A 10,566-nucleotide genomic window follows, 5' to 3' on the forward strand; every position below is an offset into this window, starting at 1 on the left:
CGGACGCGTCGGCCCCCGAACCGGCAGCGCCGCCTTCGGCGCCCTCGAGGACGTCCAGGACGCGCGTCTTGTTCGAGCCGATCCGGTCGACGAGATCGTCGAAGAGGTCGGCCTCTTCCGCCGTCAGCCCGTCGTCGGTAGCCGCCATCCCGGCCGCGGCGAGGCTGGCCTGCTTGACGAGTTTTCCCATCCGTCGCTCGTAGATCGCCTCGACGACGTCCTTTGCGGTCTCGATCTCGTCGGTCAGCCGGCCGACCTCGGGAGCGGAAAAGGGGTCGTCGGCCTGCTCGGCGGCGCGGTCGCGTTCGTCCTCGAGGTCGGCGATGTAGTCGCCGACCTCCTGGTAGAACGAGGGGCGCAAATTCTGGAGGCTATCCTTCTGGCGCTCCTTGCTCTGGACCGAACGCAACTCGTCTAGATTCATTCTTTCTCCTTCTCGGCGCGGCCGCGTGCCATCAGGAACACGGCAACGTACTCGGGTAGTGACTGGTCTCCCTCCGAGACCGTAAAGCTATCCCCACCGAGTTCGATCTCGCCGCCGTCGGTGACGTCGACGGTGATCTCGTGGCCCGTGAACGTCTCGGGGACGGCGTCGACGAGCGGATCGAAGTCAGCGATCTCGTCGCGCTCGAGGCGGACCGTTTTCAGCCCGCTCCCGCCGTGCAGGCTCCCAGGCAGGCGGATGAGGCGGTTGGTGTCGGTGGTGACCGGCTCGTCGATGGGCGCGTTGTCCCGCTCGACGGCCTGACTCGCGAACCGTTCAGCCAACTGTGCGACCGCAGTGTGGACGGTCACGTTACCGGCCTCGAGCTGTTCCCGATTGTTGCGGGCCGCGTTCAGCGTGGCCTCCGCCTTCCCCTCACCGATGCCGTCGAACTCCTGTAAGCGCTCGAGGGCCGCATCGTCGTCCAACTCGAGCAACTCGTCGACGAAGTCCATGAAGTGGGCGTGCGTCCGACCCCCCCAGCCGCCTTCGATCCGGAGCGTGCGGCGTTCGGTCGGCGTCTTTCGTCCGAGTCCCGCGACGGTCTCGGTCTCGATCAGTTCGTCGTACTCGAGGCCGATACCGCGGACGTAGTCGACGATTTCGCGGCGGTGTTCCCGCTCCAGGTGCAGCACGTTCTCGTCGCGGACGTGAACGTGATAGCCCCGGCCGCCCGAAAAGACGATCTCGAGGTCCTCGAATGCGAAATCGTCCTCGAGGAACTCGAGCAGTCGAAACAGGGCGTCCTTGCACTTCGCGAGCATCTCGGCGTACGTGTCCTCGCCGAGCGTCACGCTCGGCAAGTGGTCGGCGTCGAGGTCGAAGACGAGATCCGCGGACTGCCAGTCCTTCTCGCTCATCGAGCCCGCGCCGGGATCCCGAAATCGCCCCGCGGAGAAATACACGTGTCGCGGGCGCTTTCGGACGAGAAACTCCGAGAGATCGCCCAACTCGAGGAGCGAACGGTGGCGGACCATCGTCGTGTCAGGGCCCTCTGTCCAGGGGATGAACCCCCACTCGCGTTCGTTGGCCGCGGGCGGCGGTGTGATCTCCGTCCGCCGGTAGTGATCGCGGAACCGCCCCCGAAGATAGGCCCTCGTTCGCTCCTCCATGCGCTTCGAGTAGTCGTCGGTGGGGGTGTATAATCCTGCCGAATGAAGCGGCAATCGAGCCTGGGCGAACGGCGGGTGAAAAACTGTACACAAACCGGGTCCCGGTCGCAACCGGTCCGCTCGTCACCGCCGAATCAGGTCGGAAATCCGATCGGCGATACCGACGTCCGAGCCGAGTTTCAGGTAGTAGGCGTCACCGCCGTCCTCGTAATAGTCACCGATCCGCCGTTTGATCTCGAAGCCGAGATACTCGTAGAACTGCAGGGCGTTCTCGTTGCTCGTCCGGGCGTGACACGTGATCGTGTCGTGATCCTCCGCCACGTGGGCGACGAGCCGTTTCCCGATCCCCTGGCTGCGGTACTCGGGGTCCACAGCCAGAAAGAGAATATAGCCGTCGCGTCGAACCGCGGCGAATCCGATGAGATTTCCGTCTTGGACGTAACAGTGTACCTTTGACCGGCGATACGCGTCAGTAAAGAAGTCGTACCGCTGTTTGAGCACATCCTCCTGACGGTTGATCTCCTCCTTTAGCTGCCAGGCTTCGTCGACGTAATCGTCGTCCCCCGGGGCGACGACGCGACTGTCGATGTTGACGCTCACTACCTCAGCCTACCAGCGTCGTCAATATAATTCCACCGGCAGTCAACGCTCCGGAACGTCAGACGTCAGCAACATACTCGCCGACTGTTTCGACGAAATCTATCCTTCGACTGGAACGAAACGGCGGGCGACGCACCCGAAACGACGGACATAGGGGTCCGGCCGAAGAATCGACGTTCGAAATGGGGTTCGAACTCCGCGATCACACTGCCGATATCGCGGTCTCGGCGACCGGCGACTCGCTCGAGGCGGTTTTCGGCTCGGTAGCCGACGGCCTCGCGGCCGCGTCGTGCGACGAGATACCGGACGAGGCCGGCGATCGGTTTTCGGTGACCGTGACCGCCGAGAACCGCGAGGCGCTGTTGTTCGACTACCTCGACGAACTGATCTACCTGCGAGACACTCGAGTGGAACTCCCCGTCGACCATCGCGTCGAGTCGATCGACCGCTCCGTCGGCGGCGACGGTCAGGTCGCGTGGCACCTCGAGGCCAGCACGCGCGGTATCCCGCTCGCAGCGGTCGACGCCCGCGAAGTGAAGGCAGTGACGTATTCGGAGATGCGCCTCGAGCGCGTCGACGACGGCGGGTGGGTAGCGTACGTCGTCTTCGACGTCTGAGAGGGAGTATCTGAGACGGTCAGCGCGGCGGAATACAGGACCGAGGGAGACGACCGAGTCGAGACTCACGAAACGCCCGGTCGGCGACGATACTCCCGCTGAGGGAATCGCCAGTCGACGCTCGAATCCGATGCAACCGGCCCACCTCCGCGAGCCGAGAGACGAACACCTTTCATCGATGCGGCCCGACGTTCGCGTATGACCACCTTCGACGCCGACGGCATCACGCTCGAGCGGGTGCGCGAACACGTCTGGGAGATTCCCCAGGAGGGCGATATGCGCGCCCCAGCGCGGGTACTGGCAAGCGAAGCGCTGCTCGAGGAGATCAAAGAGGACAAATCGCTCGAGCAGATCAAAAATACGACTCACCTGCCCGGAATTACCAACTACGCGATCTGTATGCCGGACGCCCATCAGGGGTACGGCTTCCCCGTCGGCGGGGTGGGTGCACTGGACGCCGAAAACGGCTGTATTTCGCCGGGAGCGGTCGGCTACGACATCAATTGCGGCGTCCGAATGATGCGGACGAACCTGACCTACGACGAGGTGCAGGGCCAGGAGGAGGAGCTCGTCGACTCGCTATTTGCCAATATTCCGTCTGGTCTCGGCGGCGGCGGGATCGTCGAAGCCGGCGTCGACGCGATCGACGAAATCCTCGCTCGCGGCGTCGACTGGGCGCTCGAGAACGGTCACGCCGTCGAGGACGACTTGCTGCACTGCGAGGACGAGGGGATGCGCGAAGGCGCGGACCCCGAAAAGGTGAGCCAGAAGGCGAAAGACCGCGGGAAGAACCAGATCGGCTCCCTCGGATCGGGGAATCACTTCCTCGAGGTCCAGCGCGTGACCGACGTCTTCGATTCGGCCGTGGGCGAGGCCTACGGGCTCGAGGAGAACCAGATCGTCGTATTGATCCACTGCGGGTCTCGCGGACTGGGTCACCAGACCTGTAACGACTACCTGCGGAAGATCGAGCAGCAACACAAGGGGCTGCTGGACCAGTTGCCCGACAAGGAACTCGCGGCCGCGCCCGCGGGATCACAGCTCGCCGAGGACTACTACGGCGCGATGAACGCGGCGATCAACTTCGCGTGGGTCAACCGGCAGCTGATCATGCACCGAACGCGGCAGGTCTTCGAGCGCGTCTTCGATCGATCCTGGGGGGAGATGGAGATGGAGTTGCTCTACGACGTGGCCCACAATATCGCGAAAAAAGAGACCCACGTCGTGAACGACGACGGCGACGAACGCGAACTCTACGTCCACCGCAAGGGTGCCACGCGGGCGTTCCCCGCCGGCCACCCCGAGGTTCCGACGGCGTACCGCGATGTCGGCCAACCAGTGATCATCCCCGGGAGCATGGGTGCGGGCAGCTACGTCCTCCGGGGCGGCGAGAACTCGATGAACCTCACCTTCGGCTCCACCGCTCACGGCGCGGGCCGCCTGATGAGCCGCACCCAGGCCAAAAACGAGTTCTGGGGCGGCGACGTCCAGCAGGACCTCGAGGATCAGCAGGCGATCTACGTCAAGGCCCAGTCGGGAGCAACGATCGCCGAGGAAGCGCCGGGCGTCTACAAGGACGTCGACGAGGTCGTCCGCGTCTCCGACGAACTCGGCATCGGCGACAAGGTAGCGCGGACGTTTCCCGTCTGTAATATCAAGGGATAACGGATCTCGATTCGCACGACTCTGGTAAAGATGGAGTTGCTGCCGGAACCAGGTCCGGTCCCTACTTCAGCCGATACGGGCTCTCGTCGTCCTCGCCATCGTCGTCCTCGCTCTCGTACGGTTTCCGCGCGGTGATCGTCACGGTCGCTTCGGGGTCGTCCTCGTCGGCCCACGGGCTGTCGTAGGCCGAAATCTCGAGATCGGTCACGTCCCATCCTTCCTCCTCGACGAGTTCCACGAGTCGGCGCTGGTCCGCGAGCATGTCCTCGTCCATAGCGCCTCGTTCGAGCGGCGGAGAGGTATGTCTTCCGTCGGAAGGTGGGAGTGACCCTGCTCTGGGGGATACCGCCCGTCTGATTACGCGGTCCCGACGAGTCGGGGCGACTCTCGAGTCGAACGGCGTCTCACAACCTTGTTGACAGTATATAGAAACCGAAATCGGTTACGAGCCGCCGAAATCTCCGGCGCGTTTAAGCGGATCCGGCTGCAACCCAGTGGCATGCTCACCGACGAATTCGGGCGAGAGGTCTCCGGGGTTCGCGTCTCTCTCACCGATCGGTGTAACTTCGACTGCGTCTACTGTCACAACGAGGGGCTCGGGGACACTCGCGGACCGATGGATCCGCAGGACGACGAGATGTCGACCGACGACGTCGTCCGCTTTCTCGAGGTCGCCGCCGAGTTCGACGTCGACGCGGTCAAGTTCACCGGCGGCGAACCGATGCTGCGGCAGGACCTGGAGGAAATTATCGAGCGAACGCCCGATCAGATGGAGGTCTCGCTGACCACGAACGGCACGTTCCTCCCCGGCCGCGCCGAGGCGCTCGTCGACGCCGGCCTCGAGCGGGTCAACGTCTCGCAGGATGCGCTCGATCCCGAGGATTTCGCCGCGGTGACCAAGAGCGGGGCCTACGAGAAAGTCCTCGAAGGCGTCGAGGCCGCGCTCGAGGCGGGGCTGGACCCGGTCAAGCTCAACATGGTCGTCTTCGAGCACACCGCGGGATACGTGCCGGAGATGGTCGATCACGTCGCCGAGAACGAGGGGCTACAGCTCCAGTTGATCGAGTACATGCCGGAGCTGACGGGGAAGCCGGAGTGGAATATCGACATCCAGCGGGTTCACGACTGGTTGGCCGAGCAGGCCGACGAGATCGAACACCGAGAGATGCACGACCGGAAGCGCTACTGGATCGGCGGCGACGAAGGGAGCGGCGGTGGCATGGTCGAGATCGTCGACCCCGTCGAGAACCCGACCTTCTGTGCGAACTGCCATCGGGTTCGGGTCACCCACGAGGGCTACCTGAAGGGCTGTCTCAACCGCAACGACGACCTCAAGTCGATGGGTGAGATGACCAAATCGGAGATCCGCGAGGCCTTTCGCGATACCGTCGCGAATCGGGTGCCCTACTACGGCGAATACATGATCCAGAACGAGGAGGGGCAGTGGGAAGTCAACGAGAAGTACATCGAAGAGTACGCCGGGGCCTGATTCCACTCGCGTCTCCGTTTTTCTCACACCCGTTCCGACACCGACTCGAGCCGAAAAGTCGGGGTTTGATCGGAATCTCCGGTGGAATCGATTCGAACGAGGAGCGACCACCTTTCGTTGCCCTTAAGTAGTCGACGGGGGTAGGTCCGGGTGCAATACGTGTAGGGGAGTGATCCCCGAGTCCGAGAGGGCGATGATAGACGGAACGGTGTTGTGGTAGCCAAGCGGCCCAAGGCGCATGGTTGCTAACCATGTGGCGTCAAGCCTCCGGGGTTCAAATCCCCGCCACAACGTCGGACACTTCGCTGGCGTTTTCCCGCCAGTCGATTTGCACCGCAGGCAGACCAGAGACAGATACACGATACATGAGCGCGGAAGAACCTCAAGAACAAGAAGACGACGAAGACCTCCGATACTTCGTCCGCATCGGACAAACGGACCTCGATGGGACGAAGTCCGTCGAGCGCTCGCTCTCGGAGATGAACGGGATCGGTCGCCGGACCGCCCGACTCATCGCCGAGGAAGCGGGCGTCGACCGAACCGCGACGTTCGGTCGACTCGACGACGACGTCATCGACGGCGTCATCGAGGCCGTGGAGAACTACGCCGACCAGGTCCCCGACTGGCTCAACAACCGTCAGGGCGACTTCTACAGCGGCGAAACGACCCACGAGATCGGGAACGATCTCCAGTTGACCCGACAGCACGACATCAACCGGATGAAGATGATCGACTCCTACAAGGGCTCTCGCCACAAGCGAGGCCAGAAGGTTCGCGGTCAGCGAACCAAGTCCACCGGCCGAACGGAGGGCACCATCGGAGTCAACGTCGAAGAGATCCGCGAAGAGCAGGCCGAAGAGGCCGCAGCCGCCGAAGAAGAAGAGGACGAGGGTGAATAATGCCACTCGGCACTGACACCAAGCAATACGAGACGCCGAACCACCCGTACCAGGGTGAGCGCATTGCCTCCGAACACTCCCTCGTCGACCGCTACGGGCTCTCGAACAAAGAAGAGCTCTGGCGAGCGCAGTCCGAGCTTCGCTCCTACCGGCGCGAGGCTCGAGAACTGCTCGGTCAGGCCCAGGACGACGAAACCGTCATCCGACGCTCCGAGGAATTCCTCAACCGACTCAAACGCGTCGGCATCCTCAACGAGACGGACGAACTCGGCGACATCCTGTCGCTCGAGATCGAGGACATCCTCGAGCGCCGACTCCAGACGGTCGTCTACCGGACGGGACTGGCGAACACGCCCCAGCAGGCCCGCCAGTTCATCGTTCACGGCCACGTCGTGGTCGACGGGCAGCGCCACCTCGTTCCGTCCTACGTCGTCGACACCGACGAGGAGGATCTGGTGGCCTTCGACGAGAACAGTCCGCTCGCGGACGAACTCCACCCCGAACGCGCGGAGGGTCAATAATATGAGTCAGGACGACGATAAATGGGGAATCGCCCACGTACACGCATCGTTCAACAACACCGTCATGACCGTGACCGACCTCACGGGCGCGGAGACGATCGCCAAGTCCTCCGGCGGGACGGCGGTCAAGCAGAACCGCGACGAGGCGTCGCCGTACGCGGCCATGCAGATGGCCGAGTCCGTCGCCGAAGAGGTCAAAGCGGCCGGTATCACGGGCCTCCACGTTCGCGTGCGCGGCCCCGGCGGCAACCTCCAGAAATCCCCCGGTCCCGGCGCGCAAGCGACGATCCGCGCGCTCGCCCGCTCGGGCATCGAGATCGGGCGCATCGAGGACGTCACGCCGATCCCCCACGACGGATCGCGCGCACCGAAAGGCAAGGGCGGCTACTAGACCATGACAGAGGAGTACGACGTCGAGTTCGTCGAACGCGAGGATCGCGAGGCACGGTTCCTCGTTCGCGGCGTGACGCCCGCGTTCGCTAACGGCATCCGCCGCGCGATGGTCGCCGACGTTCCCACGATGGCGATCGACACCGTCCGGTTCGTCGAGAACTCGTCGGTCATGTTCGACGAGCAACTCGCGCTCCGACTCGGGCTCGTCCCGCTGACGACCCCGCCGGTCGGCGAGTTCACCGAGGACGACACCGTTACGCTCTCGATCGACGTCGAAGGGCCGGCGACCGCCTACTCCGGCGACCTCGTCTCGAGCGACAACCTCGTCCGCCCCGCGGACGATAACATTCCGATCATCGACCTCAAGGACGACCAGCGCCTCGAAGCCGAGGCCGATACCGTGATCGATCGCGGAAGAAACCACGCCAAGCATCAGGGCGGAGTCGCGGTCGGGTACCGACACCTCCAGCGCGTGGCGGTCGACGGTGATCTTCCCGAGTTCGAGGACGAGGAGAGCCGGATCATCCGCGGCGTCATCGAGGACGACGGCGAACTCGTGTCGACGAGTGAGTTCGATCACGACCTCTCGAATCGCTACCCGGGCAAGGAGGTCCGGGTCGAGGACGTGCCGAACGCCTTCGTCTTCCACGTGGAGACCGACGGCTCGTTCCCAATCGAGGAGCTCGTGACGCGAGCAGCGGAGACGCTCGCCGAACGCGCGACTGAACTCGAAGACGCAGTACAGCTATAGATATGAACCGACGCCCCCGACCCGATCAAGGAACGTCGTTCGCCGACGCCGTGAGCGACGAGACCGGCGATCGCGTTCCTGCTGGAATCGAAAGGGGTTTGAAGGGGCGACGGGTAGACGGAAGTGCGAGCAGGGATAGCCAAGTCAGGCCAACGGCGCAGCGTTCAGGGCGCTGTCTCGTAGGAGTCCGCAGGTTCAAATCCTGCTCCCTGCATCACTTCTCTAAACTCGATTCCACCGTCGACGGCGCAGTATCCCGCGTCGCCGACGTGCCGGCAGTTGCAGTATTTGGAGGAAACCAATGAGTAGCAAGACTAATCCGAGGCTCAACGATCTCATCGCCGAGCTGAAGTCGACGTCCCGCGAAACGGACGCCGACGTCTGGCGAGACGTTGCGGATCGACTCGAGAAGCCCCGACGCACCCACGCTGAGGTGAATCTGGGCCGCATCGAGCGGTACGCACGCGAAGAAGAGACTGTCGTCGTTCCCGGCAAAGTGCTGGGATCCGGCGCACTACAGAAGAACGTCACCGTCGCCGCCGTCAAGTTCTCTTCGTCCGCAGAGACGAAGATCGACCAGGTCGGCGAGCCAGTACCGCTCGAGCAAGTGCTCGAAGAGAACCCCGACGGATCGGATGTCCGGGTGATTCGATGAGTCTCGCAGAGTTCGACGCAGATCTCGTCGTCGATGCCGGTGACTGTATCCTCGGACGCGTCGCGAGCGAGGTCGCCCAGCGCGCGCTGGACGGCGACCGCGTCGCGATCGTCAACGCCGAGGACGCGGTCATCACCGGCGACAAGGAAGATATCTTCGAGACGTACCGCACGCGGCTACAGCTGGGTTCGGACCGCGGACCCTACTACCCCAAGCGACCGGACACGATCTTCAAGCGGTCCGTTCGCGGGATGTTGCCGTACAAGAAAACCCGTGGCCGCGAGGCACTCGACAGCGTCCGCGTCTACGTCGGCAACCCCTACGAGAACGACGACGATCACGACACGGAAGTGCTCAAGGGGACGTCGCTGGATCGGCTGTCGAACATCCGCTTCGTCCACCTACACGAAGTGTCCGAACAGTTAGGTGCTAACGTCACATGGTAACCAACACGAGTGGCAAGAAAAAGACGGCCGTCGCCCGCGCCACGGTGCGCGAGGGCGAGGGTCGCGTTCGAATCAATTCGCAACCGGTCGAACTGGTCGAACCGGAGACGTCTCGGCTCAAGATGCTCGAGCCGTTCCGCATCGTCGGCGACGATCTGCGCGGCGAGATGGATATCGACGTCCGCGTCGAGGGTGGCGGTATCAGCGGACAGGCAGACGCCGTCCGCACCGCCGTCGCACGCGGGATCGTCCAGCACTCGAACGACGCCGAACTCCGCGACGCGTTCATGGAGTTCGACCGGTCGCTGCTGGTCAACGACGTTCGCCAGTCCGAACCGAAGAAGTGGGGCGGCCCGGGCGCTCGGGCGCGCTACCAGAAGTCCTACCGCTAAGGTGATTCAATCATGATGGTACCGGTCCGGTGTTTCACCTGTGGCAACGTCGTCGCCGAACACTGGGAAGCGTTCGACGAGCGAGCGAACGAGGGCGACGAGGATCCAGAGGAGGTTCTGGACGAACTCGGCGTCGAGCGCTACTGCTGTCGGCGCATGCTCGTCAGTCACAAGGACCTCGTCGACGTCGTCTCCCCGTACCAGTAACAATGCAACAACAACAGCACAACCGCTACGAGAAGGCACGCATCCTCGGCGCTCGAGCGCTGCAGGTCTCCTACGGCGCGCCGGTGTTGATCGAGACGGAGCAGACCCAACCGATCCTCATCGCCGCCGAGGAGTACGACGCCGGCGTGTTGCCCTTTACCGTCAAGCGGGGGTACGACCGGAAATGACGCTCATCACCGACATCCGGCTGCGTCGGATCCTCGACTCGCGAGGGAATCCGACGGTCGAGGCCGATGTCGTGACCGAGAGCGGCGGCTTCGGCCGCGCCGCGGCACCCAGCGGGGCCAGCACGGGCGAGTACGAGGCCGTCGAAC

General features: G+C 63.7%; 15 protein-coding genes, 2 tRNA genes and 2 pseudogenes. 15 read left to right on the plus strand and 4 right to left on the minus strand.

Going from position 1 to position 10,566, the window contains the following annotated elements:
• The 3 genes and pseudogenes from PGX04_RS14365 to PGX04_RS14375 form a co-directional block, all read right to left on the minus strand.
• Positions 1-424 (minus strand): annotated as a pseudogene (locus PGX04_RS14365) (hypothetical protein); the annotation flags it as partial.
• A complete protein-coding gene (gene priS, locus PGX04_RS14370; protein ID WP_273739148.1) occupies positions 421-1,596 on the minus strand; it encodes a DNA primase small subunit PriS in 1,176 nt (391 codons plus the stop codon). The pseudogene PGX04_RS14365 and the gene priS, both read right to left, overlap by 4 nt.
• Positions 1,597-1,719: 123 nt before the next feature.
• On the minus strand, positions 1,720-2,196 hold the full coding sequence (locus PGX04_RS14375; protein ID WP_273739149.1) for a GNAT family N-acetyltransferase: 477 nt from the start codon (positions 2,194-2,196) through the stop codon (positions 1,720-1,722).
• A gap of 182 nt (positions 2,197-2,378) precedes the next feature.
• Between PGX04_RS14375 and PGX04_RS14380 the strand changes: the two genes are divergently transcribed.
• Positions 2,379-2,813: an archease gene (locus PGX04_RS14380; protein ID WP_273739150.1), complete on the plus strand. Its 435-nt coding sequence runs from the start codon at positions 2,379-2,381 to the stop codon at positions 2,811-2,813.
• Between the two features lie 198 nt (positions 2,814-3,011).
• Complete coding sequence (locus tag PGX04_RS14385) at positions 3,012-4,478, plus strand: RtcB family protein (RefSeq protein ID WP_273739151.1); 1,467 nt, start codon at positions 3,012-3,014, stop codon at positions 4,476-4,478.
• A gap of 61 nt (positions 4,479-4,539) precedes the next feature.
• Here the strand turns inward: PGX04_RS14385 and PGX04_RS14390 are convergent, their stop codons facing one another.
• Positions 4,540-4,752, minus strand: coding sequence for a hypothetical protein (locus tag PGX04_RS14390; protein ID WP_273739152.1), 213 nt, complete (start codon positions 4,750-4,752; stop codon positions 4,540-4,542).
• A gap of 225 nt (positions 4,753-4,977) precedes the next feature.
• Between PGX04_RS14390 and moaA the strand changes: the two genes are divergently transcribed.
• The 13 genes and pseudogenes from moaA to PGX04_RS14455 all read left to right on the plus strand — a co-directional run.
• Positions 4,978-5,967, plus strand: coding sequence for a GTP 3',8-cyclase MoaA (gene moaA / locus PGX04_RS14395; protein WP_273739153.1), 990 nt, complete (start codon positions 4,978-4,980; stop codon positions 5,965-5,967).
• 210 nt (positions 5,968-6,177) lie between these two features.
• A tRNA-Ser gene (locus tag PGX04_RS14400) sits at positions 6,178-6,260 on the plus strand.
• Between the two features lie 72 nt (positions 6,261-6,332).
• Entirely contained in the window at positions 6,333-6,866 is a 534-nt protein-coding gene (locus PGX04_RS14405) for a 30S ribosomal protein S13 (RefSeq protein ID WP_273739154.1), read from the plus strand.
• Positions 6,866-7,387, plus strand: a complete 522-nt coding sequence (locus PGX04_RS14410; protein WP_273739155.1) for a 30S ribosomal protein S4 — start codon at positions 6,866-6,868, stop codon at positions 7,385-7,387. The genes PGX04_RS14405 and PGX04_RS14410 overlap by 1 nt, the downstream gene beginning before the upstream one ends.
• Before the next feature lies 1 nt (position 7,388).
• Complete coding sequence (locus tag PGX04_RS14415; RefSeq protein ID WP_066295959.1) at positions 7,389-7,778, plus strand: 30S ribosomal protein S11; 390 nt, start codon at positions 7,389-7,391, stop codon at positions 7,776-7,778.
• 3 nt (positions 7,779-7,781) lie between these two features.
• Complete coding sequence (locus tag PGX04_RS14420) at positions 7,782-8,531, plus strand: DNA-directed RNA polymerase subunit D (RefSeq protein ID WP_273739156.1); 750 nt, start codon at positions 7,782-7,784, stop codon at positions 8,529-8,531.
• Between the two features lie 129 nt (positions 8,532-8,660).
• Positions 8,661-8,745 (plus strand) — tRNA-Leu (locus PGX04_RS14425).
• 87 nt (positions 8,746-8,832) lie between these two features.
• Positions 8,833-9,186, plus strand: a complete 354-nt coding sequence (locus PGX04_RS14430) for a 50S ribosomal protein L18e (protein ID WP_273739157.1) — start codon at positions 8,833-8,835, stop codon at positions 9,184-9,186.
• Positions 9,183-9,632, plus strand: a complete 450-nt coding sequence (locus PGX04_RS14435; protein ID WP_273739158.1) for a 50S ribosomal protein L13 — start codon at positions 9,183-9,185, stop codon at positions 9,630-9,632. The genes PGX04_RS14430 and PGX04_RS14435 overlap by 4 nt, the downstream gene beginning before the upstream one ends.
• The gene (locus PGX04_RS14440) at positions 9,626-10,024 is read left to right on the plus strand and encodes a 30S ribosomal protein S9 (protein ID WP_098726866.1); all 399 of its coding nucleotides are present in this window, start codon (positions 9,626-9,628) and stop codon (positions 10,022-10,024) included. Before PGX04_RS14435 ends, PGX04_RS14440 begins: the two co-directional genes overlap by 7 nt.
• Positions 10,025-10,036: 12 nt before the next feature.
• The gene (locus tag PGX04_RS14445) at positions 10,037-10,231 is read left to right on the plus strand and encodes a DNA-directed RNA polymerase subunit N (protein ID WP_098726865.1); all 195 of its coding nucleotides are present in this window, start codon (positions 10,037-10,039) and stop codon (positions 10,229-10,231) included.
• Between the two features lie 2 nt (positions 10,232-10,233).
• Positions 10,234-10,419: a DNA-directed RNA polymerase subunit K gene (locus tag PGX04_RS14450; protein ID WP_006184680.1), complete on the plus strand. Its 186-nt coding sequence runs from the start codon at positions 10,234-10,236 to the stop codon at positions 10,417-10,419.
• A pseudogene (locus tag PGX04_RS14455) lies at positions 10,416-10,566 on the plus strand (phosphopyruvate hydratase); the annotation flags it as partial. The gene PGX04_RS14450 and the pseudogene PGX04_RS14455, both read left to right, overlap by 4 nt.

It is taken from the genome of Natrinema soli (assembly GCF_028618695.1).